Below are 23,977 nucleotides of genomic sequence, written 5' to 3'. Positions count from 1 at the left end.
ATGACCAACGCCTTCAAGTCTCCCACCCGGCGCGGCCTGCTCGGCGCGGCCGGCGCCGCCGCTCTGGGCGCTCCCGCCCTGCTGGCCGGCCAGGCCCAGGCCGCCGGGTCGGTGACCCTGCTGAACGTCAGCTACGACCCGACCCGCGAGCTCTACAAGGACATCAACACCGCCTACGCCAAATACTGGAAGGACAAGGTCGGCCAGACCCTGACCATCAACCAGAGCCACGGCGGTTCGGGCAAGCAGGCCCGCTCGGTGATCGACGGCCTGCAGGCCGACGTGGTCACCCTGGCGCTGGCCTACGACATCGACGAGATCGCCGACAAGGCCAAGCTCCTGCCGGCCAACTGGCAGTCGCGCCTGCCGCAGAACTCGACGCCCTACACCTCGACGATCGTGTTCCTGGTCCGCAAGGGCAACCCCAAGAAGATCGCCGACTGGGCCGACCTGGTGAAGCCGGGGGTGGGCGTCATCACCCCCAACCCGAAGACCTCGGGCGGGGCGCGCTGGAACTACCTGGCCGCCTGGGCCTGGGCGCTGAAGCAGCCGGGCGGCAATCCGGCCAAGGCCGAGGCCTATCTGAAGGACCTGTTCAACCACGTGCCGGTGCTCGACACCGGCGCGCGCGGCGCCACCACCACCTTCACCCAGCGCGGCATCGGCGACGTGCTGCTGGCCTGGGAGAACGAGGCCTTCCTGGCGCTGGAGGAACTGCCGGGCCAGTTCGAGATCGTCGTGCCGTCGCGCTCGATCCTGGCCGAACCGCCGGTGGCCCTGGTCGACAAGAACGTCGACCGCCACAAGACCCGCCTGGCGGCGACCGGCTACCTCAACTTCCTCTACAGCCCGCTGGCCCAGGAACTGATCGCCAAGCACCACTACCGTCCGCGCAACGCGGCCGTGGCCAAGAAGTACGCCGGCAAGTTCAAGCAGATCCCGCTGTCGACCATCGACGACACCTTCGGCGGCTGGAAGAAGGCCCAGGCCACGCACTTCGCCGACGGCGGCGTCTTCGACCGCATCTACCGTCCGAAATAGGGCCCGCCCTTTCAAAACTTGACCATTGCAGGCGCGGCGGTCCCCATGGGGCCGCCGCGTTTTGCGTTCCCACGCCGAAGCTTGGTCGGGAACCCGACCCAGGACCGGGCGTTCAGCCGTTGACGGGGCGTCCATAGAACAAGGCCGGGGTCGGGCTCAGGAATGACGGATTATCTGAAGTCTCAGCGGGCGAGCGATCAGCTCGCGGCCGAGCACGGCATCGACGACCCCTTCGCGGCCGCCATCCGCGCCACCCGCATGGCGATGATCGTCACCGACGCCACCCAGGCCGACAATCCGATCATCTTCGCCAACGACGCCTTCCTGCGGCTGACCGGCTATGCCCGTTCCGAGGTGATCGGCCGCAACTGCCGCTTCCTGCAGGGGCCCGACACCAGCCCCGTCGCCATCGGCGAACTGCGCGGCGCGATCGCCGACGGCGACGACATCGCCATCGACATCCTCAACTACCGCAAGGACGGCAGCACGTTCTGGAACGCGCTGTACCTCTCGCCCGTGCGCAACAAGCTGGGGCAGATCATCTACTTCTTCGGCTCGCAGTTGGACGTCAGCGAGAAGAAGCAGACCGAGCAGCACCTGCGCGAGACCCGCAGCGACCTGGAGGACGCCGTCGAGGCGCGCACCCGCGAGCTGTCCCTGGCCCTGGAGCAGAAGACCGCCCTGCTGCACGAGGTCGACCACCGGGTGAAGAACAACCTGCAGCTCATCTCGTCCCTGCTGCTGCTGCAGAACCGACGCGAGAAGGAGCCGGCGGTCAAGCACAGCCTGCGCGGCATGCTGGAGCGGGTGAACGCCATCGCCACCGTCCACCGCCGCCTGTTCCAGAGCGAGGACGTCGAGCGCTTCGACGTCTCGGCCTTCGTGCGCGACCTGGTGTCGGACATGGCCGGGACCGCGGCCCGCGACGACGTGCGCGTCAGCCTGGACCTGGAGCGGGTGGACGTGCCGGCCTCGAAGGCCGCGCCCCTGGCCCTGGTGATCAGCGAGCTGTTCTCCAACGCCCTGCGCCACGCCTTCCCGGAGGGGCGAGCGGGCCACGTCTCGGTATCGATCACTCGCACAAATGGCGAGTTTCGGATCGAAATCGCCGATGACGGCGTTGGAATGGCTGAAGGGGCCCGGACATCGGGTTTCGGACTGACCATCGTCCAGCTGCTCTGCCAGCAGCTCAAGGCGCGGTCCGAGACCACGGCGGCCGAGCCCGGAACCCGCGTCGTCGTCAACCTGCCCGTCAACGGCGCGCATCATTAGGAATTCAGTGACCCCATGCCCGGGCGCGCGTTGGATGTGTTGATCGTCGAGGACGAGGTCCTCCTGGCCACCGAGCTGGAGTTCCTGGTCCAGGAAGCCGGCTACCACCCCGTGGGCTGCGCCATGAGCGCGGACGAGGCGGTGGACCTGGCCAGGTCGCTGCATCCAGACCTCGCCCTCGTCGACGTCCACCTGCGCGACGGCCCCACGGGCGTGGAGGTGGTGCGCAGGATCCACGACGACTGCGGCTGCGTGGCCCTGTTCATGACCGCCAACGTCAAGCGCCTGCCGGACGACTTCGCCGGCGCCTGCGGGGTGATCGGCAAGCCCTATTCGGAGCATGGCGTGAAGACCGCCCTGGCCTATCTGGCCGTCTGCCTGAGAGAGGGCCATGCGCCGGGCCTGCCGCCCGCCGGGCTGGAGCTGGCCCCCGCCTATGCCCAGCTCTGGGGCCTGACCGAAATGCCGCGCTCGGCCTGATGGCCGACGTCCACCCGGTCGCCGTCTTCGTCGGGACCGCCGCGGCCCTGTTGTCGATCACCAGCTTCGCCCCGCAGATCGTCAAGATCGTCCGCGAGAAGGACGCCTCGTCGGTGTCGCTGCGGACCTATGTGGTGACCGTGACGGGGTTTGCCTGCTGGCTGGCCTACGGCCTGATGATCAAGGCCTGGCCGGTGGCGCTGTCCAACCTCGCCTGCCTTGCGATGTCGGCCGCGGTGCTCGCGCTCAAATGGCGCTACGGGCGCGGACGATCCGGGAACGACGTCAAAGAGTGAACCTAGTCAAAGGGTGACAGGGGGGGCGGGGTCCGCTATCGAGGCGCGCCTATTTTCGCGCACCAGGACCATCGCCTTTGACCAACGTCGCCGAGGAAGCTGGCTGGGCCACCGCCAAGACCCTGGCCGAGGCCCTGCCCTACATCCAGATCTACGACCGCGAGACGGTCGTGATCAAGTACGGCGGCCACGCCATGGGCCAGGAAGAGGTGGCCAAGCTGTTCGCCGCCGACGCCGTGCTGCTGAAGCTCTTGGGCGTGCACCCCGTGGTGGTTCACGGCGGCGGTCCGCAGATCAGCCGCATGCTCGACAAGGCCGGCGTCAAGTCGACCTTCATCGACGGCCTGCGCGTCACCGACGAGGCCACGATGGAAGTGGCCGAGATGGTCCTGTCGGGGGCCATCAACAAGGAAATCGCCAACTGGATCACGCTCGCCGGCGCCGAGGCCGACGTGCGCGGCGTGGGCCTGTCGGGCAAGGACGCCCGCCTGATCACCGCCGAGAAGGTGACCCGGACCAAGAAGGATCCGGACAGCAACATCGAGCAGGCCGTCGACCTGGGCTTCGTGGGCGAGCCGACCAAGGTCGATCCGCATCTGATCCAGGCGCTGCTGACCTCGGAAACCGATTACATCCCGGTGATCGCCCCGATCGGCGTGTCCGAGCAGGGCGAGACCTTCAACATCAACGCCGACACGGTCGCCGGCGCCCTGGCGGGCGCCCTGAAGGCCAAGCGGATGCTGATGCTGACCGACATCAAGGGCGTGCTGGACGCCGACGGCGAGCTGATCCGCGAGATGACCATCGAGCAGGCCCGCCAGCTGATCGCCGACGGCGTGGCCACCGGCGGCATGATCCCCAAGCTCGAGAACGCCATCCACGCCGTGGAGAGCGGCGTCGAAGCCGTGGTCATCCTCGACGGGCGCCGCCCGCACGCCATGCTGGTCGAACTGTTCAGCGAGCACGGCGCGGGCACGCTGATCTCGAAGTGATCTGATGGTGGACCTCACCCACGTCGACACCTGGCTGTTCGACCTCGACAACACCCTCTATCCGGCCGAGACCCAGTTCATGGGCCTGATCGAGGGCCGGATGACCGACTTCGTCGAGCGCTTCACGGGCCTGCCCCGCGAAGAGGCCCGGGCGCTGCAGAAGAAATACTACCTCGAGCACGGCACCACCCTGGCCGGGCTGATGACCTATCACGGCATGGACCCCGCCCAGTTCCTGGAGGAGGTGCACGACGTGTCGATGGAGAACCTTGTCCCCGACCAGGCGCTGCATGACGCGATCGCCGTCCTGCCCGGCCGCCGGCTGGTGTTCACCAACGGCTCGCTGGGCCACGCCGAGCGGGTGCTGGGACACCTGGGGCTGCGCGAGCTGTTCGAGGACGTCTTCGCCATCGAGACGGCCGACTACATCCCCAAGCCCTCGCTGGCGACCTTCGACAAGATCACCAAGCTGCACGCCATCGATCCGCCGACCACGGCCTTCTTCGAGGACAGCGAGAAGAACCTCGTCCCCGCCGCGCGGCTGGGCATGACCACCGTCCTGGTCGGCGCCCACGCGGCCGCGTCGACCTCCGAACACGTCCATCACCGCACCAACGACCTCGCCGGGTTCCTGAGCTCGGCGCGCCTGAAGGGATCCGACCAATGACCGCCTTGACCCTCGCCGACCTGCAGACCGAGATCGAAGCCGCCTGGGAAGCCCGCGACGGCGTCTCGACGGCCACCACCGGCCCGGTCCGCACCGCCGTGGAAGAGGCCCTGCTGCTGCTCGACAGCGGCAAGGCCCGCGTCTCGGAAAAGATCGACGGCGCGTGGACCACCCACCAGTGGCTGAAGAAGGCCGTGCTGCTGTCGTTCCGCCTGAACCCCAACAGCGTGATGCGCGCCGGCACGCTCGGCGGCGGCGTCGGTCCGTGGTGGGACAAGGTTCCCAACAAGTTCGACGGCTGGGAAGCCCCGCAGTTCGAGGCCGCCGGCTTCCGCGCCGTGCCGGGCGCCATCGTCCGCCGCGGCTCGCACGTGGCCAAGAACGTCATCCTGATGCCGTCGTTCGTGAACATCGGCGCCTTCGTCGACGAGGGCACCATGGTCGACACCTGGGTGACGGTCGGCTCGTGCGCCCAGATCGGCAAGCACGTCCACCTGTCGGGCGGCGTCGGCATCGGCGGCGTGCTGGAGCCGCTGCAGGCCAACCCGACCATCATCGAGGACAACTGCTTCATCGGCGCCCGCTCGGAAGTCGTCGAGGGCGTGGTCGTCGGCGAGGGCTCGGTCCTGTCGATGGGCGTCTACCTGTCGGCCTCGACCAAGATCGTCGACCGCAAGACCGGCGAGATCCACGTCGGCAAGGTGCCGCCCTACAGCGTCGTGGTGCCGGGCAGCCTGCCCGACAAGAACGGCGGCCCGAGCCTCTACTGCGCCGTGATCGTCAAGACGGTCGACGCCCAGACCCGCTCGAAGACCTCGATCAACGACCTGCTGCGCGACTGATCGCGCGATGGGGGCGGCCGTTGACGAGACACTGGCCGCCCTGCGCGCCGGCGACCTGGCCGGCGCGACCAGGCTGGACCTTTCCGGCGCGGACCTTTCGCAGGTCCCGCCGGAGGTCTTCGCCCTTGCCGACACGCTGGAGGTGCTGGACATCGGCGCCACCCGGATTTCGGCCCTGCCCCATGACTTTTCCCGCCTGAAGCGGCTGAAGGTGCTGTTCGCCTCGGGCGCGCCGTTTCGCGCGCTGCCGGAGGCTCTGGGCGACCTGCCAGCCCTGAGCCAGGTCGGCTTTCGTGGCTGCGGGATCGAAGAGATCCCCGGCGAGGCGCTGTCGCCGGCCCTGCGCTGGCTGACCCTCACCGACAACCGCATCGAGACCCTGCCGGCCGCCCTGGGCGAACGCCCTGCGCTTCAGAAACTGATGCTGGCCGGCAACCGCCTGGCCGCCCTGCCGGAAAGCCTGGCGGGGGCGTCGAACCTGGAACTGCTGCGCGTCGCCGCCAACCGCTTGCCGGCCTTGCCCGGCTGGCTGGCCGACCTGCCGGCGCTGGCCTGGCTGGCCTGGGCCGGCAATCCGTTCGACACCGCGACGGGGTTCGCCGCGCCGCCCGTCGCCTGGAGCACGCTGTCGCTGGGTCGCCCGCTGGGGCGCGGCGCCTCGGGCGACGTCTTCGAGACCGCCTGGAACGGCCGCCCGGCGGCCTTGAAGCTGTTTCGCGGGACCATGACCAGCGATGGCCTGCCCGAGCGCGAGATGGCCGCCTGCCTGGCCGCCGGCGAGCATCCGAACCTGACGGGAGCCCTGGGCCGGATCGAGGGCCATCCCGACGGCGCCGAGGGCCTGCTGATGCCGCTGCTGCCGGAGAGCTGGCGCGTCCTGGCCGGCCCGCCCAGCGCGCAAAGCTGTAGCCGCGACGTCTATGCCCCGGACCTGGCCTTCCCGCTCGACGCGGCCCGCCGCATCGCCCGCGACGTGGCCGCCGGCGCGGCGCGCTTGCACGGGCGGGGCCTGCAGCACGGCGACCTCTACGCCCACAACGTGCTGTGGGACGGCGACACGGGCGCGGCCGTGCTCAGCGACTTCGGCGCGGCGGCCTTCCTGCCGGCCGGCGAGGAAGGCCGCTGGACGCCGCTGGACGTGCGGGCCTTCGGCCTGCTGCTGGGCGAACTGCTGGACCGCGTCGACGGCCAGGCTCCGGCGGCCCTGCGCGCGCTGGAGGCGGCCTGCGTCCAGCCCGACGGCGCGGCGCGTCCGTCGATGGCCGAGATCCTGGCGGCCCTTTCCTGATCGCCCGATGCAGGCTCTAGTCGCCGCATGCGGGACCTTCTCCACCGACTGAAGCCGATCTTCGCCCTCTCCGGCCGCGCCTCGCGGCTGGACTACTGGCGCACGCAGGCGGGGCTGGCCCTGGCCACCGCCCTGGTGCTGACCCTGACGGTGCTGGCCACCCAGGCCGGCGGCTGGCTGGGCGTGGTTCCGTGCCTGCTGTTCCTGCCGGTGCTGGCGGCCGGCGTCTGCGTGGCGGTGCGCCGGCTGCACGACCGCGGCAAGACGGCCTGGTGGATGGCCGTCTTCGCCGTCGGCCCCTATGCGCTCAGCGGCCTGGCCAGCGGGCTCTATGCGGGCGACTCCGTGCTGATCCTGGCCGCGCCGCTGCTGGCCCTGGCGGCCTTGGCCCTGTCGATCTGGGCGTGGGTGGAGCTGGGCTTCCTGCGCGGCACGCGGGGCGACAACCGCTATGGGGTCGAGCCCGCGCGCCGCTGAGGGAGCTCCCTAGCGGGTGGCCTCGTGGACTTCCTTCTTGGCGGCCGAGCCGGCTTCCTTGCTCTCGCGGGTGATGTCCTTGCCGGCTTCCTGGGCGGCGTCGCCGGCCTTGGCCCCGGCCACCTTGGCCGCGTCGACGGCGTCGCCGGCGGCGGCCTTCAGCTCGGCGGCGGTCTCCTTGCTGCTTTCCTTCAGCGCCGTGCCGGCTTCCTTGACATCCGGGTCGTTCTTGATCTCGTTGGCGGCGTCCTTGATGTCCTGGCCGGCGGCGCTGGCGCCTTCCTTGATCTGCTGGGCGTGCTGGTCCGAGCAGGCGGCGGCCGACAGGGCCAGGGCCGAGACGGCGATCAGGGCGAGGGTGCGCATCTGGTGTTCCTCCGACGATCTTGGCGACGATCTTGGTTGATACAGGTCGAGCAGAGAACGGCGCGGCCAAGGTCGAGGTTCCGACTCTGGCGCCCGCACGGCTTTCCCCCGGGGCTTACGACCGCTAAACCCCCGCCATGCGCATCGCCTTTCTCGGAACTCCCGATTTCGCCGTCGCCTGCCTGGCCGAGCTGGTCGCCAGCGGCCATGAGATCGCCTGTGTCTATTCCCAGCCCCCGGCCCCACGCGGCCGCGGCCAGGAACTGAAGCCCTCGCCGGTCCACGCCTTCGCCGAAGGCCTGGGGTTGCCGGTGCGCACGCCGGTCTCGATGAAGACGGCCGAGGAGATCGAGGCCTTCAAGGCCCTGGACCTCGACGCCGCCGTCGTCGTCGCCTTCGGCCAGATCCTGGTCAAGGACGTGCTCGACGCGCCGAAGCTCGGCTGCTTCAACCTGCACGCCAGCCTGCTGCCCCGCTGGCGGGGCGCGGCGCCGATCCAGCGGGCGATCATGGCCGGGGATCCCGTGACGGGCGTCCAGGTGATGCGGATGAGCGAGGGCCTCGACGAGGGCCCGGTGCTGCTGTCGGAGAGCGTGCGCATCGACGCGCTGGACACCGTGGCCAGCCTGCACGACCGCCTGGCCGCCGTCGGCGCGCGCCTGCTGCCCGTGGCCCTGGCCGCCATCGAGCGCGGCGGCGCGGTCGAGACCCCGCAGAGCGAGGATGGCGTCACCTACGCCAGGAAGATCAAGCCGGCCGAGGCCCGCATCGACTGGACGCGGCCCGCCGCCGAGGTCGACCGCCACATCCGCGGCCTGTCGCCCTTCCCCGGCGCCTGGTTCGAGGCCCCGTCCGACAAGGGTCCGGTGCGGGTGAAGGCCCTGCTGTCGAAGGTGGAGGACGCCGACGGCGCTGCCGGGACGGTGCTGGACGACGCCCTGCTGATCGCCTGCGGCGACGGCGCGGTGCGCCTGCTCAAGGCCCAGCGCGAGGGCAAGGGCGTGCAGGAGGCCGAGGTCTTCGTGCGCGGCTTCCCGCTGGCGGCCGGGACGGTCCTGGCCTGATGCCCCGCTACCGCCTCCTCGTCGAGTACGACGGCCGTCCCTATTCGGGCTTCCAGGCCCAGGCGACCCTGCCCAGCGTGCAGGGGGCGATCGAGGCGGCGGTGAAGGCCTTCTCCGGCCAGGAGCTGCGCATCGCCGCGGCCGGCCGCACCGACACCGGCGTGCATGCCACGGGCCAGGTGGTGCATGTCGACCTCGAGCGCGACTGGCCGGCCCAGACGGTGATGAACGCCCTGAACGCCCACCTGACCCGCGAGGCGGTGTCGATCCTGGACGCGGCCGTCGCGCCCGAGGGCTGGCACGCGCGCTTTTCGGCCAACGAGCGGCGCTACCTCTACCGGATCCTCAACCGCCGCGCCCCGCCGGCCCTCGACAAGGGCAAGGTCTGGCACATGAAGAAGGACCTCGACCACGAGGCCATGCATGCGGCGGCCCAGGCGCTGGTCGGCCTGCACGACTTCACCACCTTCCGCGACATGCACTGCCAGGCCCAGAGCCCGATGAAGACCCTCGACGTGGCCCGCGTGCGGCGGGTGGGCGAGGAGATCCACCTCGACTTCGAGGCGCGGTCGTTCCTGCACCGGCAGGTGCGCTCGATGACCGGGACGCTGGTCGAGGTGGGCGCGGGCCGCTGGGAGCCGGGCGACGTGAAGAAGGCCCTGGAGGCCAGGGATCGCCGCGCCTGCGGGCCGGTGGCCCCGGCCGACGGCCTCTACCTGGTGGGCGTGGGCTACGAGGACTGAAGGCTAGGGCCCGCGGCCTCCACCGGCTCGACATCCGGCGAAGGCCGCGAGGAACCGGAGGCGACCGACATCGGCCTCCGGACGAAAGCCCCGGGGTTGGAGGGGACCGGGGCGCTCGAAAGGCGTCAGTCCTTGGAGACCCGCTCGGCGATCCAGACCGCCCCCAGCGCCAGCATGAACACGCCGAAGGCGGCGAGGACGAAACCGAGATAGGCGAGCTGGGCGATCGGCATGGCGGGCTCCATCGGGGAACGGATGGAGGGTGCGTCGGTGCGGGACGGGGCGCCTTGATCTGGGTCAAAGGCTCTTGATCCGCCCGTCATTCCAGCCCTTGTGGCGGGAATGACGGCAGAATAGGAGGGGGCTCTACAGCACTGAGCAGTTGGTCAGTTGGCTGAACGCCTCCAGCGCACTGGCCCCCACCACCGAGGTGCCGAACCGGTCGAGCTCCGGCGACCAGACGGCGACCGTCGCCTTGCCGGGCACGACGGCGACGATGCCGCCGCCGACCCCGCTCTTGGCCGGCAGGCCGACGCGATAGGCGAAGCTGCCGACGCTGTCATAGATGCCGCAGGTCAGGAGCAGGGCGTTGAGGCGCCGGGTCAGGCGTTCCGGGAAGATCGTCTCCTCGACCACGGGCGAGAAGCCGCCGGCCGCCAGCGGCAGGAAGGCGCGAGCCAGCTGGCGGCAGCTCATGGTCAGGGCGCACTGGCGACAATAGGCGGCGACCACGGCTTCCGGATCGTGGCGCACCGTGCCCTTGCCGCGCATCAGGTTGGCGATGGCCCGGTTCTGCCAGGCGTTGTCGAGCTCGGAGGCGGCCACCGCTTCGTCGATCTCCACCGGGTCGTCGGCGAGGAAACCGGCGAAGCCGCGCACCAGGGCGGCGGGGTCCTTGACCTTGTCGAGCAGGATGTCGGTCACCGCCAGCGCGCCGGCGTTGATGAACGGGTTGCGCGGAAAGCCGCCCTCGGCCTCCAGCAGGGAGAGGTGATTGAAGGGCGTGCCCGAGGGCTCCTTGCCCACCCGGGTCCAGACCTCGTCGCCGATGCGGTTGAGCGCCAGGCCCAGCGACAGCACCTTGGTGATGCTCTGGACGGAAAAGCCCTCGTCGGCGTCGCCGATCACATGCTCGCCGCCGTCGACCGTGCGCACGGCCATGCCGAACTTCGACCCCGGCACGCCGGCCAGCTGGGGGATGTAGTCGGCCGCGCGGCCCTTGCCGAAGTGCGGCTTCACCAGCACGGCGACCTCGGCGAGGACTTCGTCGATGGAGAGCTCGTTCATGGCGCGGCCGTCCGCTCCCTCAGACCACCAACGGCGGTCAGCCCGAAAACGCCTCGAAATACCGCCGGATCAGCGCGGTGTAGGCGCCGGCCAGCTGGCGGACTTCCTCGACCGGCACGCGCTCGTCGACCTGGTGCATGGTCGAGCCGACCAGGCCGAACTCGACCACCGGGCAGAGGGCGCGGATGAAGCGGGCGTCGCTGGTGCCGCCGGTGGTCGACAGCTCGGGCACGCGGCCGGTGGCGTCGCCCACGGCGCCGACGATGACGTCGGTGAAGGGGCCCGGCTCGGTCAGGAACGCCTCGCCGCTGATCTTGCACAGGGCCTCGACGCGACCCGAGAAGCCCTCGGCGGCCTCGCGGCACTCGTGCTCGATCCAGGCGGCCAGGTCCTTGCCCTTGTGGGCCGGGTTGAAGCGGATGTTGATGCGGGCCTTGGCGCTGGCGGGAATGACGTTGGTGGCCGGGTTGCCGACATCGACCGTGGTGATCTCCAGGTTCGATGGCTGGAAGCCGGTATAACCCTCGTCCAGCACCCGGCTCTGCAGGCGCGAGAGGATGTCGATCATCACCGGGATCGGGTTGGCGGCGCGATGCGGATAGGCCACGTGGCCCTGGCGGCCGTCGACGGCGATCCAGGCGTTGATGCTGCCGCGCCGGCCGATCTTGACCATGTCGCCCAGCAGGCTGGCGCTGGTGGGTTCGCCGACGATGCAGTGGTCGATGACCTCGCCCTCGGCGGCCAGGGCCTCGACGACCTTGACCGTGCCGTCCTCGGCCACGCCCTCCTCGTCGCCGGTGATCAGGAAGCTGATCGAGCCGGGGACCTCCTCGGTATGGGCGACGGCCGAAACGAAGGCGGCGATGGCCGACTTCATGTCGACCGCGCCGCGACCGTAGAGCACACCGTCCTTGATCTGCGCTTCGAACGGCCCGGCGGTCCAGGCCGCGTCGTCGCCCACCGGCACCACGTCGGTATGGCCGGCGAAGCAGAGGTTGGGCCGGGCGGTCCCGCGCTTGGCGTAGAGGTTCTCGATCTCGCCGAACTTCATGCGCCGGCAGTCGAAACCCAGGCCTTCCAGCTGTCGCTGCAGCACGTCCATCGCGCCCTCGTCGGCGGGGGTGACGGACGGGCGGCGGATCAGGGCCTGGGCGAGCTCGACCGGGTCGATGCTGACGGAAACGGGCGCGGGGCTGGTCATGTTGCAGGCTTTAGGCTTCCCATTGGCGGGACGCAAATCCAGCACGATACTTCCCCAGTTTCTGGCAAGGCCGACCATGCCCAAGATCGACATCGACCAGGCGCCCACACGTCACGGCACGGCCTATCCCGCGCCCTTCGACCAGCCCTGCCGGGCGCGCAAGCGCTGGAAGCTGGGCGACGCGGCGGGCCTCACCCAGTTCGGGGTCAACCTGATGCGGCTGGAGCCCGGAACCTGGTCCAGCCAGCGCCACTGGCACACGGCGGAGGACGAGTTCGTCTGGGTGGTCGAGGGCGAGGTGGTGCTGGTCGAGAATGGGGGCGAGACGATCCTCAAGGCCGGCGACTGCGCGGGCTTCAAGGCGGGCGTGCCCAACGGCCACCAGATCCAGAACCGCTCCGACAAGCCCGCCGTGCTGCTGGAGATGGGCTCGCGCCGCCCGCAGGAGGACGGCTGCGACTATCCGGACCTCGATCTCGTCATCCATCCTGGCGAGGAGACCTACCGCCATCGGGACGGAACGCCGTACGTGGCGCAGAGCGGGCGCAAGCGGTAGGGAACGGCGCAAAGTTATCCACAGCCCTCCCTGTCTCACCTTCTCCCATAGGGAGAAGGTCCATCCCCGCCGATTTCCGCCTCACTCTCAACGAATTCAACGCCCTATACGAAAACGCACGTTTCTTATCCGACACCCTCAAACCGGCCCCATGCTTCCAGGCATGACCAGCGAAACCTCCCGCGCCTGGTGCGCGAAGATCCAGCAGCGGCTGATGGCGGCGATGGATGAGCTTTGGGTCGCGATAGAGGAGGGCCTCGACCGCGAGGCGTTCCGCAAGGCGTCCGAAAAGGTGCGGCTGCTGGGCCAGATGGCCGGCACGGTGCGCAAGATCGTCCAGGCCCTGCCGCCCGAGCGCGCCGCGCGGCCGGCCGGCGGCTGGTCCCTCCCGACGCCGGAGGCGGAAACCGCGCCCCGTCCCGAACGCAAGATCGACGCCCTGAAGGGCGGGGCGCGCGGGCGGCTGTGAGCGGCCCTCTCCCCTTGCGGGAGAGGGTGGCCCGCGCAGCGGGTCGGGTGAGGGGTCGAAGACCGGCGCCGCCGCAACGGCCGAACGGCTGGGCGAACAGGTCCAGGTCTGAGAGACCCCTCATCCGTCGGCTGTCGCCGACACCTTCTCCCGCAAGGGGAGAAGGACCCGCGTACCGCCGTTCATCGGCGCCCTTGCAAGCTCCGCGGGCGGAACCATATGTCGGGCACGGGCGCTGAATTTACAGACCCGAAACGGACCAGAAACACGCCATGGCGGCCAAGGCCCTCATCGCTCTCGCCATCGTCGCGGCCATCGCCGTCGGCCTGCTGCTGCCGATCCCCGGCCGCTCCCACAAGGCCGAGGCGACCCAGTCGCAGATCGAGACCATCGACATCAAGGGCGGCTGAGGCCGCCCCTTCTCCCCTTCCCGGCCGGAGCGGTCCTTCGCCCGGGATGACGAACGTGGGTGGAATGGGCGCTTAAGGCCGCCCCTGCCGCGCCAGGTCCTCGGTTCGCGCCGCGCAGCCCTTGAAGGTGGTTCCGTCCAGCCAGACCTCGGCCGCGTGGCTGAACACGCGGTCCGACATGCCGTCCGAGCACGGCTGCGGCGTCAGGCGGAAGACGAGGCGATGACCCTCTGCCCCGGCCTCGCCCGGCTGTTCGGCGTCCCAGACGCCCTGCTCGCCGTCGATGCGCACGCCGGGATTGGGCATGGCGACCGCCCCGCCCTCCATGCGGTCCAGCGTGATCGTCTCGCCGCGCACCTTGCCGGCCCAGAAGGGCTCGGTGCCCACCAGATCGAAGTCGCCGGCGTAGTCGGGACCGGCGGCGAGACCGGCCGGAGCGTCGGCGGGCGCGGAAGCCGCGCCCTCGGCGGCGCCCAGCGGACCATCGCCGCATCCGGCCAGCAGCACGCAGGCGACGACGACGGCGGTGGATCGGATCATGCGGGCGCTATCCTCGAAGCGGCGGCTCAAGCTAATCTGCCAAGCACGATGAATCACAACGCCCGCCCCGTCTTCTATGAATTCTTCGCCGGCGGCGGCATGGCCCGCATCGGCCTCGGCGAAGGCTGGACCTGCGCCTTCGCCAACGATTTCGACCCGGTGAAGGCCCAGACCTACCGCGCCAACTTCGAAGGCGCGGACGATCACTTCCACACCGGCGACGTCTTCAAGCTGGAGGCGGCCGATCTGCCGGGGCAGGCGGACCTGGCCTGGGCCTCGAGCCCTTGCCAGGACTTCAGCCTGGCCGGCGCCCGGGCGGGCCTGCACGGCGGGCGCTCGTCGGCCTTCTTCGGCTTCTGGCGGCTGATCGAGGCGCTGGAGGACGAGGGCCGCGCCCCGACCACGATCGTCATCGAGAACGTCGTCGGCCTTCTGACCTCGCATCGCGGCGAGGACTTCACCGCCCTTTGCCAGGCCCTGGCCGACCAGGGCTACCGGTTCGGCGCGCTGGAGATCGACGCGGCCCACTTCACCCCGCAGTCGCGGCCGCGCGTGTTCGTGGTGGCCACCCGCGCCGCCGCCGACGGCCTGACCGGCCAGGGGCCCTTCCACAGCCGCGCCGTGCGCGAGGCCGCAGCCCGCCTGCCCCAGGCGCTGAAGGATCGCTGGCTGTGGTGGGCCCTGCCCGCCCCGCCGGCCCGCAACACTGACCTTTCCACCGTGCTGGAGCCAGACGACGCCGTCGAATGGCGCAGCGACGAGGCCACCCAGGCCCTGCTGGAGCTGATGGCCCCGGCCCACCGCGCCTCGGTGGACGCCCGGATCGCCAGCGGTGAGCGGGCGGTCGGCGGCGTCTTCCGGCGCATGCGCGGCGGCGAACAGCGGGCCGAGGTGAGGTTCGACGGCCTGGCCGGCTGCCTGCGCACCCCGCGCGGCGGCTCCTCGCGCCAGACGCTGCTGGTGATCGACAAGGGCGCCGTTCGCTCGCGCCTGGTCAGCCCGCGCGAAGGCGCCCGGCTGATGGGCCTGCCCGACGGCTACGCCCTGCCGAAAAGCGCCACGGCGGGCCTGCACGTGATCGGCGACGGCGTGGCCGCCCCGGCCGTGCGCTGGCTGGCCGAGCACCTCCTGACTCCATTGGCTGCCAGGAAAACTGCGGCCCTGGCGGCCGAATAGGTCGCTGACAGGCAAATCCCCACGGCCTCCCGAGCAAATTGGGCGACCGCCCAATTTGCTCAGAGGTTTTCTAATCTAGAGCCTGCTAGTCGAGTTCAGATGGTTTCCATCTGAACTCGGCAGGCTCTAAGGTGGAGATCACCCAAGGGCCTGTTTTTCATCCCCGAGAGATCATCATGGACGACGCTTCCAGCCTGTACGACGCCGCACGCTTCAAGCGCGCCGGCCGGGGCAAGATCTACGACTCCATCATCGACACCGTCGGCGACACCCCGCTGATCCGCCTGCCGCGCCTGTCGGCCGAGCTGAAGCCCAAGGGCGAGGTCGTGGCCAAGCTCGAGTTCTTCAACCCGCTGGCCTCGGTCAAGGACCGCATCGGCGTGGCCATGATCGAGTACCTCGAGGCCAAGGGCCTCTTGAAGCCCGGCGGTTCGATCGTCGAGCCGACCAGCGGCAACACCGGCATCGCCCTGGCCTTCGTGGCCGCCGCCAAGGGCTACAAGCTGACCCTGGTGATGCCGGAAAGCATGTCGATCGAGCGCCGCAAGATGCTGCTGCTGCTCGGCGCCAAGCTGGAGCTGACCCCTGCCGAGAAGGGCATGCGCGGCGCCGTCGCGCGCGCCCAGGAGATCGTCGACGCCACCCCCGGCGCGGTGATGCCCCAGCAGTTCGAAAACACCGCCAACCCGCTGATCCACCGCGTCTCGACCGCGGAAGAGATCTGGAACGACACCGCCGGCGCCGTCGACGCCGTGGTCTCGGGCGTGGGCACCGGCGGCACGATCAGCGGCGTCGGCCAGGTGCTGAAGGCCCGCAAGCCGAGCCTGAAGATGGTGGCCGTCGAGCCGGAAGCCAGCGCCGTGCTGTCGGGCGGCCAGCCGGGTCCGCACAAGATCCAGGGCATCGGCGCGGGCTTCGTGCCGGGGATCCTCGATCGCGGCGTCATCGACGACATCGTCCAGGTCAGCAACGACGACGCCTTCGCCATGGCCCGCCGCGCGGCGTCCACCGAAGGCCTGCCGGTGGGCATCAGCTCGGGCGCGGCCCTGACCGCCGCCTTCGACCTGGCCCTGCGCGACGAATACGCCGGCAAGCTGATCGTGGCGATCATCCCCAGCTTCGCCGAACGCTACCTTTCGACCGCCCTGTTCGAGGGGCTGTAAGACCCGCGTGCCGACCTTGAAGGTCGGCATCGTCGGCTGCGGGGTCGGCGGCATGGCCGCCGCCCTCGCGCTCGCCCGCCACGGTCATGCCGTGACGCTGCTGGAGGCGTTCGAGCAGGCTCGGCCGGTGGGCTCTGGCCTGCTGCTTCAGCCGACCGGCCTGGCGGCCCTGCGTGCGCTTCAGCTGGAAGACGCCGTCCGCGCCGCCGGCGCGCCGGTGCAGGAACTGATCGGCCACGACAGCCGGGGCCGCCGGGTGATGGCCCTCGACTACGGCGACTGGCGGCCCGGGGCGCACGGCGTGGGCATCCACCGCGCCGCCCTGTTCGACGCCCTGCACGCGCCCCTGGCCCCGGCCGGGGTGGAGATCGTCACCGGCGCCCGCATCATCCGGCTGGAGAACACGGCGCGGCCCGTGCTGCACGACGCGGCCGGCCGCGCCTTCGGCCCCTTCGACATCGTGCTGGTCGCCGACGGCTCGGCCTCGGCGCTGCGCCCGGCGCTAAGGCCCAGGGCCCGCGCCCCGGTCTATCCGTGGGGCGCGGTGTGGACCAACCTGGCCGACCCCGACGGCCGCTTCGCCGGCGCCCTGCGGCAGGTCTATCACCGGGCCGAGGTGATGTGCGGCGCCCTGCCCGTGGGCCGGGGACCAGGCGGCGAGGAGAACTGCACGGCGGTGTTCTGGTCGGTTCCGGTAGCCGGCATGGACGATTTCCTGGCTGGCGACTTCTCCGCCTGGCGCGACCGGCGCCTGGCCCCGCTGTGGCCGCGGCTCGCCGAGGCCTTCGCCGGCCACGACGACTGGAGCGGCTTTTCCCGGGCGATCTATCGCGACGTCTCTGTGGGCCGCTGGGACGCCGGGGCCTGCGCCCTGATCGGCGACGCCGCCCATGGCACCAGCCCGCAGCTGGGCCAGGGCGGGAACCTGGCCCTGGTCGACGCCGTGGAGCTGGCCGACCGGCTGGCCGCGACGCCCTCGCCCGCCGCGCTGAAAGGCTGGCAGGCCGACCGGCGGCGCCATACCGGCCTCTACCAGCTGGCCTCCAAGGCGCTGACGCCGCTGTTCCAGTCGCGCGGCTGGTTCTGGCCGGCGGTTCGCACCTTCGCGTTCACCCCGACCTCGCGCCTGCCGGGCTTCAAGCAGGTTGGCGTGCGGCTCCTGACCGGCACGCTGCGCCTGGGCCGCTTCCCGCGCGTTACGAGGCCATGACCACCGACGTCTTCGACCCGGCCAAGCGCTCGGCCGTGATGGCCAGGGTCAAGAGCACCGGCACCACGCCGGAGAAGACCCTGCGGCGGCTGCTGACGAGCCTGGGCGCGCGCTATCGCCTGCACCGGAAGGACCTGCCCGGCTCGCCCGACCTGGTGATGCCGGGACGAAAGCTGCTGTTCTTCGTCCACGGCTGCTTCTGGCACGGCCACGACTGCGCGCGCGGATCGCGCGTGCCCAAGGCCAACCGCGACTACTGGCTGGCCAAGGTGGCCCGCAACAAGGCCCGCGACGAACGCAACGAGGCGGCGCTCACCACGGCCGGCTGGCGGGTGGAGACGATCTGGGAATGCCAGATGAAGGACGAGGCCGCGCTGGTGGAGCGGCTGAAGGCGACCCTCTCCCATGGGGAGAGGGGCCTCTAAGCCGCCGCCGTGCGGGCCGGCGGGCTCGACAGCACCTCGACCAGGGCCGCGTGCAGCTGGGCCGGGTCGATGGGCTTGGCGACGTGGGCGTCCATGCCCGCGGCGCGGCAGGCGTCCCAGTCCTTGGAGGTCGAGGAGGCGGTCACCGCGATCACCGGCACCTCGCGGTTGGGGCCGGCCTCGCCGCGCAGGATGCGGGTGGTCTCGCGCCCGCCCAGGCCCGGCATGTAGACGTCCATCAGCACCACGTCGAAGCCGCCCGCGCCCAGCAGCTCCAGGGCCCGCTCGCCGGACTCGGCCAGCACCGGCGTGACGCCGAAGGTCTGCAGGACGAGCTCGACCGCGCGGCGGTTGACCACGTGGTCGTCGACCACCAGCACCCGCGCCCCGGCGATCGAGGCGGCGCTGGCCGGGGCCGGCGGGGCCTGGGCCTCGTCGACCCGCACGGTCAGGCGCAGCGTCGCGCCCTTGCCCAGGCCCTCGCTGGCCACGGTGATGTCGCCGCCCATCAGCCGGGCCAGTTCGCGGCTGATCACCAGGCCCAGGCCCGAGCCGCCGTGCCGGCGCACGACCTCGGCGGTCAGTTGGTCGAAGGGGGTGAACAGGCGCGGCATGGCCTCGGGCTCGATGCCCCGGCCGGTGTCGGCGATGGCGATCTCCAGCGTCCAGCCCTCGCCCTGGCGATGGGCGGCCAGGCTGACGGCGACCTCGCCGCGCTCGGTGAACTTGATGGCGTTGGACAAGAGGTTGTTGAGCACCTGGCGCAGGCGCAGGGCGTCGCCCGACACCCAGCGTGGCAGGCCCGCGGCTCCTTCGATGCGCAGCCGCAGGCCCTTCTTCTGCACCTCTGGCCGCCACAGGCGCAGGGTGTCGGCCAGGGCCTGGCGCAGGTCATAGGGCGCGCGCTCGACGGCCATGCGGCCGGCCTCCAGCCGCGAGAAGTCCAGCAGGTCGTTGAGCAGGGTGCGCATCATGCCGCCGGCGTCGGCGATCAGCTGGGCGTGGGTCTTGGCGCTGGCCTCGGGAACCTCGCTGTGCAGGCGCGCCGCGCCGGCCAGGATGGCGCTGATCGGGGTGCGCAGCTCGTGGCTGATCATGGCCACGAAGGCGCTCTTGGCGGCCACGGCTTCTTCCGCCTCGTGGCGGCGGCGCTCGGCCTCGGCCTTGGCGGCCTCCTCGGCTCTCAGCGCGGCCTCCAGGGTGCGGGCGGCGACCGTGACCGAGACGATCAGCAGCAGCACCCCGAACCAGAGGGCGTTGGCCAGCGGAGCCTCGGGATTGGCCGCCCGGCCGATGAACGGCGCGATCAGCAGGTAGACGACATGGGGCGCCGCCGCCGCCAGGGTGGCCGACCGAAGGCTGACGTTGACGACGATGACGTTGAGCAGCGCTCCGGCCAGCAGCATGCCGCCCAGGGTGGGGGCGAAGCGCTGGTGCGAGGCGAACAGAGGCAGGGCCAGGGCCCCGAAGATGATCGAGGTGACCGCCGGCATGATCGCCAGCGACCAGGCCCGCCAGCCGGTCAGGAAGCGCTCGGGCGCGGCCTTCAGCTTCCGGAACAGCCACAGCTCGAACAGCTGCGCCGCGGTGTAGACCGCCGCCCAGGCCCAGACCCATGTCATGCCGATGAAGACGTGCAGGATGGCGGCGATGGAGAAGGTGGCGACCAGGCGCAGGTAGACATTGCCCCGCCGCGCCGCGGCGGCGTGCACGATCGCCGCTTGCCGATCCTTGACGTTAATGGCCCTGGCGCTCATGGCGCGGCCCCCGCTGGCCCGAAACCTGGAATTTCTTGCCCGCACTATGGGCGACAGACGCTAAAAGGGCGTGAAAGAACGCCATTCTCTCAATGGCACGCCGAAGCGGGGCTTGGCGAGGACGGTAAGGGGCTGCCGGGCGATTGGTCGCACCCCCGCCCGGGAAACGGTCAGCCGGGAACGCCGAGCAGGCGGTCGAGATCCTCGGGCGACAGGCCCTCGATCTCCAGGCGCTTGAGGCGGGCGGTCGCGCCGCCGGCCACGCGCACGGCCGAGCGCGACAGGCCCAGGCGCTTGGCCATCAGGGCGACGAGGGCGGCGTTGGCCTCGCCCTCGACCGGCGGGGCGCTGACCCGCACCTTCAGATAGGGCCGGCCGTCGGCGTCGGCCGCCCAGCCGTCGATGGCGTCGCGCCCGCCGCGCGGGGTCAGGCGCACGGCCAGGACGGCGGACGTCACGCGCGCGGGCTCAGCCGAGGATGTTCAGCATGGTCCGGTGCAGCGGCTCGAGCAGGAAGCTCTGCACGCCGACGATGATCAGGATCAGCACGATCGGGGTGATGTCGACGCCGCCCAGCGGCGGGATCACCCGGCGCAGCGGGGCCAGCAGCGGACGGGTCACCGCGTCGAGGAAGCGGCTGATCGAATAGACCGCCTGGTTGCGCAGGTTGATGACGTCGAACGCCACCAGCCAGCTGATGATGGCGCTGATGATCACCGCCCACTTGAGCAGCTCCAGAAGCGAGCCGAGGATGAAGAAGACGAAGTTGATCAGCGGGGCCATGTGGGTTCCAGGCTAGAGCGTGGCGATACGAATGTATGGGCGCTTTTCGCCGCCCGCCATGCTCCGGATGTCGGATTTGAAGCCGCCGGTCCGGTTTCGACGAACCGTCGGGACCAGGCGGGCTCCAGCTCCCCGCTTCTTGCCCGCCCCCGCCCGCCCTGGCAAGGCCGCGCTGTTTTCACGAGGCCTCGCAACTGCCGCTTGACGGACGCTCCCGGCCACCGTATCTCCGCGCTTCCTTGGGGCCGTAGCTCAGATGGTAGAGCGCCTCGTTCGCAATGAGGAGGTCAGGGGTTCGATTCCCCTCGGCTCCACCAAGGACCGCCAAACCGCTTGAGCGGCTTGGGTTTGCGACCTCCCTAAAATCGATCCGGACAGCACTGTTACGACAGGCTGTTACGATGTCTCTCTCCACCAACGTCGTCCGACGTGGTTCGATCTACTACTTCCGCATCAGCGTCCCTCGACATCTTCGAACCCTGGTTGGGCGAGCGGAACTGTGGCGGTCGCTTCGAACGCCCTCTCCGGCTTCCGCACGACAGCGAGCGACACGCGCGCTGCACTTGACGGAAAGGCTCTGGCGCGATCTGGAGCGCCTCATGTTTCAGAACGTTGAGCGCGTGGATCGCGCCGAAGTGCAGTCGCTTATCGATGCGTGGTTGAAGGCGGAACTCGAAGAGGACGCTTACCTTCGAGAAGCCCCCGAGGATGTGATCTACGCAGGCGTCGTGCTTAAGCGGGAGCCGGCTTGGAAGCCCGACAGCATCTTGCGTCGCGTGACGTTTGAGGAGTTGGCGGCGGCGGACATCGACCCGTTCGAAGAGATCGGCCAGAACGAGTACGTCGTTCGCGACGTCTCTGACCGCGATCTCCGCTTCGCAGGTCGGAAGAAGGTCTTCTCCGGTGCGCCCCAACGGGTGGACGATGAAGACGAAGAGGTCGCGGAAGAGCACGTGAAGGCGCTGTTCACCCGTCTCGGCATTCCAATCGACGAGTTCAGCGCGAAGTTCGAAACCGCCGGGCTGATGATGATGCGCGCCCACGACGACCTTTGGCGCGCCATGGGAGAGCGGGATGCCGCTCGTTATCGCCTATGATCCACTCTTGAATATTCCGGGCGTTCTGATCGAATTCTTCTTCGACTATCAGTGGGAGCCGCCTGTGCGCTTCGTCCACGCCATAGAGCGCTTTCAGGGCCTAAACATGCAAGTCGACCAGCGCCGTGGAAGCCTCCACGACAACGTCCAACTCACGCGCAAACATCAAGTGCCGGACTGGAAAAGCTGGTGGAGCCGGACGATCGCCTTCGATGCCTTGATTGGCAACACTGACCGGCATTCGGAAAATTGGGGTTTTTTGGTCGACCAATCGACGCCGGGCGAAGCGAAGTACGCTCTGGCACCCGCATTTGATAACGGCACGAGCCTTGGCTTCATCGTCCGCGACAGTGACCTAGGCCGTTACGCAAACCCCGGGCGCCTAACTGAGTTCATCACGCGAGGGCGCCATCACTTCGGGTGGCTCTCCGGCAACGATGCGAGCGCACAACACGTTGCGTTATGTGACCAGTACTATCGCGTTTATGGAGCCTCTGGCGGCGCAATGAGGAACGTGATTCAGTTAGAAGATTCGCGGATCGATAGCGTGATCGATTGGGCGGCACGGTTCGACTTCCCAATTCCGTTCTCGCAGGCCCGCGGTGAATTCGTCACCGCCCAAGTGAAGGCGCGCCGAGATGCTATCGCTGCGGCGATTGGAGCCTGAGATGGAGCACTGGATCGAACATGTTGGAGAGCCTGACCGGCTCATCCTGGCTTGGCAGGCACCTGTCGAGCAGAAGGACCGCGTCCGTTGGGCAGTCGGCGAACTCAGCAGATCCCCCTCTGGCGGGCAGTTTCGCTACTTCGATGGTTCAGAGTTCATCCACTTGAACAGCGGCCGCACGCCCGGGGACCTGCGGTCGGCGGGCTATCTTGGCTATCCGGCTTTCGACGTTGCTCACCCCGGCGCCTTCACCAGCGGGGTGCTCGACGCATTCATGCGCCGGATCCCCCCCCGGACGCGCCCCGATTTCCCACGCTATCTGGCCCATTTCCGCATGGGTCCCACCTCGAAACTGAGCGACTTTGCGCTTCTGGGCCTGACCGAAGCTCGTCTCCCGGGCGACGGCTTCTCCCTGGTCGATCCGCTCGCTCCAGAACAAGAGCGGCGCGATCTGGTCTTCGAGATCGCCGGTCACCGGCACAATGTCGAATGTAGAGAGCGCCTTGTTGAGGGCGTTGAGCTAAAGCTGGTCCCCGACCCAGCCAATGAGCATGATGCAAACGCTATCCGGATCGAAGCCGATGGTGAGCTCATCGGCCACGTTAATCGCCTCCAAGCGCCCGTTGTCGGACAGTGGTTGCGGTCGCGCGATGTTAGGGTCTGGCTTCTCAGGCTCAATGGCACGCCAGATAAGCCTCGCGCCTTCGCGTTTCTGAGTGTCAGGCCCCTCCAAAACCAAGAGGCGGCTTAGCCCCCAAAGAATACCACCCACGAAAAAGGGCGGGGTCTCCCCCGCCCTTTCAGTAATCTCGATCTTCCCCGCTCACGCCGTCGGGCGCGGGCCCGCCAGGCTGGTGTAGAGGTCCGGGCGGCGGTCGCGGAAGAAGCCCCAGGCCGCGCGGTGGGTGGTCAGGTAGTCGAGGTCGAAGGTCCCGGTGACGAGGCCTTCGTCGCTGGTTCCCAGTTCGCTGACCAGGTCGCCGCGATGGTCGGCGACGAAGGACGAGCCGTAGAAGGTCTGGCCGCCGTTGGGATAGTTCTCCCACGGCTCGAAGCCGATGCGGTTGGCGCCGATCACCGGGATGACGTTGCTGACCGCGTGGCCCTGCATCGCCCGCTGCCACGGCTTGGTGGTGATCAGGGTGGGGTCATGCGGCTCGCTGCCGATGGCGGTGGGGTAGAACAGGGCCTCGGCGCCCATCAGGGCCATGGCGCGGGCGGCCTCGGGGTACCACTGATCCCAGCAGATGCCGACGCCGATGCGGCCAAAACGCGTGTCCCAGACCTTGAAGCCGGTGTCGCCCGGACGGAAGTAATACTTCTCCTGATAGCCGGGGCCGTCGGGAATGTGGCTCTTGCGGTAGAGGCCCAGCATCGAGCCGTCGGCGTCGGCCATCACCAGGCTGTTGAAGTAGTGCGGACCCTCGCGCTCGAAGATCGAGATCGGGATGACCACGCCCAGCTCGCCGGCCAGGGGGGCGATGGCCTTGACCACCGGGTGCTCGCGCCACGGATGCGCTTCAGCAAACCACCGCTCTTCCTGGGTGACGCAGAAATACGGACCCTGGAACAGTTCGGACGGCAGGATGACCTGCGCGCCGCCGGCGGCGGCCTCGCGGATGAAGGCTTCCGTCTTCTTGATGTTGGCCTCGAGGTCGAGGCCGTAGGAGGTCTGGATGGCGGCGACGCTGAGCGTGCGGGTCATGTC

29 protein-coding genes, 1 tRNA gene and 2 pseudogenes are annotated in these 23,977 nt (G+C 69.6%); 23 read left to right on the top strand and 9 right to left on the bottom strand.

The annotated features are described in order from the left end of the window. The 9 genes from V6S85_RS16360 to V6S85_RS16320 all read left to right on the top strand — a co-directional run bounded on the left by V6S85_RS16360 (position 1) and on the right by V6S85_RS16320 (position 7,355). Complete coding sequence (locus V6S85_RS16360; protein WP_334349577.1) at positions 1 to 1,041, top strand: sulfate ABC transporter substrate-binding protein; 1,041 nt, start codon at positions 1 to 3, stop codon at positions 1,039 to 1,041. 162 nt (positions 1,042 to 1,203) lie between these two features. After that, on the top strand, positions 1,204 to 2,313 hold the full coding sequence (gene lovK / locus V6S85_RS16355; RefSeq protein WP_116569650.1) for a photosensory histidine protein kinase LovK: 1,110 nt from the start codon (positions 1,204 to 1,206) through the stop codon (positions 2,311 to 2,313). A 15-nt stretch (positions 2,314 to 2,328) separates the two neighbouring features. After that, positions 2,329 to 2,793, top strand: a complete 465-nt coding sequence (locus V6S85_RS16350) for a response regulator (protein ID WP_116569651.1) — start codon at positions 2,329 to 2,331, stop codon at positions 2,791 to 2,793. Further along, a complete protein-coding gene (locus V6S85_RS16345) occupies positions 2,793 to 3,089 on the top strand; it encodes a SemiSWEET family sugar transporter (RefSeq protein ID WP_116569652.1) in 297 nt (98 codons plus the stop codon). Before V6S85_RS16350 ends, V6S85_RS16345 begins: the two co-directional genes overlap by 1 nt. 77 nt (positions 3,090 to 3,166) lie before the next feature. Beyond that, the gene (gene argB, locus V6S85_RS16340; RefSeq protein ID WP_116488288.1) at positions 3,167 to 4,081 is read left to right on the top strand and encodes an acetylglutamate kinase; all 915 of its coding nucleotides are present in this window, start codon (positions 3,167 to 3,169) and stop codon (positions 4,079 to 4,081) included. 1 nt (position 4,082) lies between these two features. After that, positions 4,083 to 4,748: a pyrimidine 5'-nucleotidase gene (locus V6S85_RS16335; protein WP_116569653.1), complete on the top strand. Its 666-nt coding sequence runs from the start codon at positions 4,083 to 4,085 to the stop codon at positions 4,746 to 4,748. After that, a complete protein-coding gene (gene dapD, locus V6S85_RS16330) occupies positions 4,745 to 5,590 on the top strand; it encodes a 2,3,4,5-tetrahydropyridine-2,6-dicarboxylate N-succinyltransferase (protein ID WP_116488286.1) in 846 nt (281 codons plus the stop codon). The genes V6S85_RS16335 and dapD overlap by 4 nt, the downstream gene beginning before the upstream one ends. Positions 5,591 to 5,597: 7 nt before the next feature. Next, the gene (locus V6S85_RS16325) at positions 5,598 to 6,878 is read left to right on the top strand and encodes a leucine-rich repeat-containing protein kinase family protein (protein ID WP_334349576.1); all 1,281 of its coding nucleotides are present in this window, start codon (positions 5,598 to 5,600) and stop codon (positions 6,876 to 6,878) included. Between the two features lie 27 nt (positions 6,879 to 6,905). Then, a complete protein-coding gene (locus V6S85_RS16320) occupies positions 6,906 to 7,355 on the top strand; it encodes a DUF805 domain-containing protein (protein ID WP_334349575.1) in 450 nt (149 codons plus the stop codon). Positions 7,356 to 7,364: 9 nt separating this feature from the next. On the opposite strand, the gene V6S85_RS16315 is transcribed toward V6S85_RS16320, so the two are convergent. Further along, positions 7,365 to 7,721, bottom strand: coding sequence for a cell surface protein (locus V6S85_RS16315; RefSeq protein ID WP_101716925.1), 357 nt, complete (start codon positions 7,719 to 7,721; stop codon positions 7,365 to 7,367). A gap of 137 nt (positions 7,722 to 7,858) precedes the next feature. Here V6S85_RS16315 and fmt point away from each other — a divergent pair, with 137 nt between their 5' ends. Continuing rightward, a complete protein-coding gene (fmt, locus tag V6S85_RS16310) occupies positions 7,859 to 8,785 on the top strand; it encodes a methionyl-tRNA formyltransferase (RefSeq protein WP_334349574.1) in 927 nt (308 codons plus the stop codon). After that, complete coding sequence (gene truA / locus V6S85_RS16305; RefSeq protein WP_334349573.1) at positions 8,785 to 9,528, top strand: tRNA pseudouridine(38-40) synthase TruA; 744 nt, start codon at positions 8,785 to 8,787, stop codon at positions 9,526 to 9,528. The genes fmt and truA overlap by 1 nt, the downstream gene beginning before the upstream one ends. A 366-nt stretch (positions 9,529 to 9,894) precedes the next feature. Here truA and V6S85_RS16300 read toward each other — a convergent pair whose 3' ends face one another. Further along, positions 9,895 to 10,815 (bottom strand): glutaminase, encoded by a 921-nt coding sequence (locus V6S85_RS16300; protein ID WP_116569658.1) that lies wholly within the window; start codon positions 10,813 to 10,815, stop codon positions 9,895 to 9,897. Positions 10,816 to 10,852: 37 nt separating this feature from the next. Continuing rightward, positions 10,853 to 12,016 (bottom strand): succinyl-diaminopimelate desuccinylase, encoded by a 1,164-nt coding sequence (gene dapE / locus V6S85_RS16295; protein WP_116569659.1) that lies wholly within the window; start codon positions 12,014 to 12,016, stop codon positions 10,853 to 10,855. A 76-nt stretch (positions 12,017 to 12,092) separates the two neighbouring features. Here dapE and V6S85_RS16290 point away from each other — a divergent pair, with 76 nt between their 5' ends. Together V6S85_RS16290 and V6S85_RS16285 are read left to right on the top strand one after the other, a co-directional pair. Then, on the top strand, positions 12,093 to 12,572 hold the full coding sequence (locus tag V6S85_RS16290; RefSeq protein WP_334349572.1) for a cupin domain-containing protein: 480 nt from the start codon (positions 12,093 to 12,095) through the stop codon (positions 12,570 to 12,572). Positions 12,573 to 12,735: 163 nt separating this feature from the next. Then, positions 12,736 to 13,041: a hypothetical protein gene (locus V6S85_RS16285; RefSeq protein ID WP_334349571.1), complete on the top strand. Its 306-nt coding sequence runs from the start codon at positions 12,736 to 12,738 to the stop codon at positions 13,039 to 13,041. A 3-nt stretch (positions 13,042 to 13,044) separates the two neighbouring features. Here V6S85_RS16285 and V6S85_RS26640 read toward each other — a convergent pair. Then, positions 13,045 to 13,227 (bottom strand): annotated as a pseudogene (locus V6S85_RS26640) (hypothetical protein); the annotation flags it as partial. An 86-nt stretch (positions 13,228 to 13,313) separates the two neighbouring features. On the opposite strand from V6S85_RS26640, the gene V6S85_RS16280 reads away from it, so the two are divergent. Beyond that, positions 13,314 to 13,451 (top strand): hypothetical protein, encoded by a 138-nt coding sequence (locus V6S85_RS16280; protein ID WP_162839360.1) that lies wholly within the window; start codon positions 13,314 to 13,316, stop codon positions 13,449 to 13,451. Between the two features lie 72 nt (positions 13,452 to 13,523). Here the strand turns inward: V6S85_RS16280 and V6S85_RS16275 are convergent, their stop codons facing one another. Beyond that, the gene (locus tag V6S85_RS16275; protein ID WP_334349570.1) at positions 13,524 to 13,991 is read right to left on the bottom strand and encodes a COG3650 family protein; all 468 of its coding nucleotides are present in this window, start codon (positions 13,989 to 13,991) and stop codon (positions 13,524 to 13,526) included. Positions 13,992 to 14,039: 48 nt separating this feature from the next. Between V6S85_RS16275 and V6S85_RS16270 the strand changes: the two genes are divergently transcribed. The 4 genes from V6S85_RS16270 (at position 14,040) to V6S85_RS16255 (ending at position 17,965) form a co-directional block, all read left to right on the top strand. Then, complete coding sequence (locus tag V6S85_RS16270; RefSeq protein ID WP_334349569.1) at positions 14,040 to 15,167, top strand: DNA cytosine methyltransferase; 1,128 nt, start codon at positions 14,040 to 14,042, stop codon at positions 15,165 to 15,167. Positions 15,168 to 15,343: 176 nt separating this feature from the next. Then, positions 15,344 to 16,330 (top strand): cysteine synthase A, encoded by a 987-nt coding sequence (gene cysK, locus V6S85_RS16265; protein ID WP_334349568.1) that lies wholly within the window; start codon positions 15,344 to 15,346, stop codon positions 16,328 to 16,330. A gap of 7 nt (positions 16,331 to 16,337) precedes the next feature. After that, entirely contained in the window at positions 16,338 to 17,540 is a 1,203-nt protein-coding gene (locus V6S85_RS16260) for an FAD-dependent oxidoreductase (RefSeq protein WP_334349567.1), read from the top strand. Further along, positions 17,537 to 17,965, top strand: coding sequence for a very short patch repair endonuclease (locus V6S85_RS16255; protein WP_334349566.1), 429 nt, complete (start codon positions 17,537 to 17,539; stop codon positions 17,963 to 17,965). Before V6S85_RS16260 ends, V6S85_RS16255 begins: the two co-directional genes overlap by 4 nt. On the opposite strand, the gene V6S85_RS16250 is transcribed toward V6S85_RS16255, so the two are convergent. From V6S85_RS16250 to V6S85_RS16240, 3 genes are all read right to left on the bottom strand, one after another. Next, the gene (locus tag V6S85_RS16250) at positions 17,962 to 19,722 is read right to left on the bottom strand and encodes an ATP-binding protein (protein WP_334349565.1); all 1,761 of its coding nucleotides are present in this window, start codon (positions 19,720 to 19,722) and stop codon (positions 17,962 to 17,964) included. The two genes, V6S85_RS16255 and V6S85_RS16250, sit on opposite strands and share 4 nt — an antisense overlap. A gap of 170 nt (positions 19,723 to 19,892) precedes the next feature. Continuing rightward, on the bottom strand, positions 19,893 to 20,180 hold the full coding sequence (locus V6S85_RS16245) for a DUF167 family protein (protein WP_334349564.1): 288 nt from the start codon (positions 20,178 to 20,180) through the stop codon (positions 19,893 to 19,895). Between the two features lie 10 nt (positions 20,181 to 20,190). Continuing rightward, complete coding sequence (locus V6S85_RS16240; RefSeq protein WP_116569667.1) at positions 20,191 to 20,505, bottom strand: YggT family protein; 315 nt, start codon at positions 20,503 to 20,505, stop codon at positions 20,191 to 20,193. A 241-nt stretch (positions 20,506 to 20,746) separates the two neighbouring features. Between V6S85_RS16240 and V6S85_RS16235 the strand changes: the two genes are divergently transcribed. From V6S85_RS16235 to V6S85_RS16220, 5 genes and pseudogenes are all read left to right on the top strand, one after another. Continuing rightward, positions 20,747 to 20,822: transfer RNA gene (locus V6S85_RS16235), tRNA-Ala, on the top strand. After that, positions 20,784 to 21,086: pseudogene (locus V6S85_RS26635) on the top strand (DUF6538 domain-containing protein); the annotation flags it as partial. The gene V6S85_RS16235 and the pseudogene V6S85_RS26635, both read left to right, overlap by 39 nt. Positions 21,087 to 21,104: 18 nt before the next feature. Then, positions 21,105 to 21,602, top strand: coding sequence for a hypothetical protein (locus tag V6S85_RS16230; protein ID WP_334349563.1), 498 nt, complete (start codon positions 21,105 to 21,107; stop codon positions 21,600 to 21,602). Next, complete coding sequence (locus V6S85_RS16225; protein WP_334349562.1) at positions 21,580 to 22,269, top strand: HipA domain-containing protein; 690 nt, start codon at positions 21,580 to 21,582, stop codon at positions 22,267 to 22,269. The genes V6S85_RS16230 and V6S85_RS16225 overlap by 23 nt, the downstream gene beginning before the upstream one ends. 1 nt (position 22,270) lies before the next feature. Then, on the top strand, positions 22,271 to 23,020 hold the full coding sequence (locus V6S85_RS16220; RefSeq protein WP_334349561.1) for an HIRAN domain-containing protein: 750 nt from the start codon (positions 22,271 to 22,273) through the stop codon (positions 23,018 to 23,020). 72 nt (positions 23,021 to 23,092) lie between these two features. Here the strand turns inward: V6S85_RS16220 and aguB are convergent, their stop codons facing one another. Then, positions 23,093 to 23,974 (bottom strand): N-carbamoylputrescine amidase, encoded by an 882-nt coding sequence (aguB, locus tag V6S85_RS16215; RefSeq protein ID WP_334349559.1) that lies wholly within the window; start codon positions 23,972 to 23,974, stop codon positions 23,093 to 23,095. Between the last annotated feature and the right edge of the window lie 3 nt (positions 23,975 to 23,977).

Origin of the sequence: Caulobacter sp. CCNWLW153 (genome assembly GCF_036889365.1) — a bacterium.
GTDB lineage: Bacteria > Pseudomonadota > Alphaproteobacteria > Caulobacterales > Caulobacteraceae > Caulobacter > Caulobacter radicis.
Note: the sequence above shows the minus strand (reverse complement) of the source record. Positions and strands in the feature narration are given on the sequence as shown.

What these genes read in the sequence shown, in the direction of transcription:
- V6S85_RS16360 (WP_334349577.1), top strand. Translation starts at nt 1, where the DNA reads ATGACCAACGCCTTCAAGTCTCCCACCCGGCGCGGCCTGCTCGGCGCG.
- lovK (WP_116569650.1), top strand. Translation starts at nt 1,204, where the DNA reads ATGACGGATTATCTGAAGTCTCAGCGGGCGAGCGATCAGCTCGCGGCC.
- V6S85_RS16350 (WP_116569651.1), top strand. Translation starts at nt 2,329, where the DNA reads ATGCCCGGGCGCGCGTTGGATGTGTTGATCGTCGAGGACGAGGTCCTC.
- V6S85_RS16345 (WP_116569652.1), top strand. Translation starts at nt 2,793, where the DNA reads ATGGCCGACGTCCACCCGGTCGCCGTCTTCGTCGGGACCGCCGCGGCC.
- dapD (WP_116488286.1), top strand. Translation starts at nt 4,745, where the DNA reads ATGACCGCCTTGACCCTCGCCGACCTGCAGACCGAGATCGAAGCCGCC.
- V6S85_RS16325 (WP_334349576.1), top strand. Translation starts at nt 5,598, where the DNA reads ATGGGGGCGGCCGTTGACGAGACACTGGCCGCCCTGCGCGCCGGCGAC.
- V6S85_RS16320 (WP_334349575.1), top strand. Translation starts at nt 6,906, where the DNA reads ATGCGGGACCTTCTCCACCGACTGAAGCCGATCTTCGCCCTCTCCGGC.
- V6S85_RS16315 (WP_101716925.1), bottom strand. Translation starts at nt 7,721, where the DNA reads ATGCGCACCCTCGCCCTGATCGCCGTCTCGGCCCTGGCCCTGTCGGCC.
- fmt (WP_334349574.1), top strand. Translation starts at nt 7,859, where the DNA reads ATGCGCATCGCCTTTCTCGGAACTCCCGATTTCGCCGTCGCCTGCCTG.
- truA (WP_334349573.1), top strand. Translation starts at nt 8,785, where the DNA reads ATGCCCCGCTACCGCCTCCTCGTCGAGTACGACGGCCGTCCCTATTCG.
- V6S85_RS16300 (WP_116569658.1), bottom strand. Translation starts at nt 10,815, where the DNA reads ATGAACGAGCTCTCCATCGACGAAGTCCTCGCCGAGGTCGCCGTGCTG.
- dapE (WP_116569659.1), bottom strand. Translation starts at nt 12,016, where the DNA reads ATGACCAGCCCCGCGCCCGTTTCCGTCAGCATCGACCCGGTCGAGCTC.
- V6S85_RS16290 (WP_334349572.1), top strand. Translation starts at nt 12,093, where the DNA reads ATGCCCAAGATCGACATCGACCAGGCGCCCACACGTCACGGCACGGCC.
- V6S85_RS16285 (WP_334349571.1), top strand. Translation starts at nt 12,736, where the DNA reads ATGACCAGCGAAACCTCCCGCGCCTGGTGCGCGAAGATCCAGCAGCGG.
- V6S85_RS16280 (WP_162839360.1), top strand. Translation starts at nt 13,314, where the DNA reads ATGGCGGCCAAGGCCCTCATCGCTCTCGCCATCGTCGCGGCCATCGCC.
- V6S85_RS16275 (WP_334349570.1), bottom strand. Translation starts at nt 13,991, where the DNA reads ATGATCCGATCCACCGCCGTCGTCGTCGCCTGCGTGCTGCTGGCCGGA.
- V6S85_RS16270 (WP_334349569.1), top strand. Translation starts at nt 14,040, where the DNA reads ATGAATCACAACGCCCGCCCCGTCTTCTATGAATTCTTCGCCGGCGGC.
- cysK (WP_334349568.1), top strand. Translation starts at nt 15,344, where the DNA reads ATGGACGACGCTTCCAGCCTGTACGACGCCGCACGCTTCAAGCGCGCC.
- V6S85_RS16255 (WP_334349566.1), top strand. Translation starts at nt 17,537, where the DNA reads ATGACCACCGACGTCTTCGACCCGGCCAAGCGCTCGGCCGTGATGGCC.
- V6S85_RS16250 (WP_334349565.1), bottom strand. Translation starts at nt 19,722, where the DNA reads ATGAGCGCCAGGGCCATTAACGTCAAGGATCGGCAAGCGGCGATCGTG.
- V6S85_RS16240 (WP_116569667.1), bottom strand. Translation starts at nt 20,505, where the DNA reads ATGGCCCCGCTGATCAACTTCGTCTTCTTCATCCTCGGCTCGCTTCTG.
- V6S85_RS16230 (WP_334349563.1), top strand. Translation starts at nt 21,105, where the DNA reads ATGTTTCAGAACGTTGAGCGCGTGGATCGCGCCGAAGTGCAGTCGCTT.
- V6S85_RS16225 (WP_334349562.1), top strand. Translation starts at nt 21,580, where the DNA reads ATGCCGCTCGTTATCGCCTATGATCCACTCTTGAATATTCCGGGCGTT.
- V6S85_RS16220 (WP_334349561.1), top strand. Translation starts at nt 22,271, where the DNA reads ATGGAGCACTGGATCGAACATGTTGGAGAGCCTGACCGGCTCATCCTG.
- aguB (WP_334349559.1), bottom strand. Translation starts at nt 23,974, where the DNA reads ATGACCCGCACGCTCAGCGTCGCCGCCATCCAGACCTCCTACGGCCTC.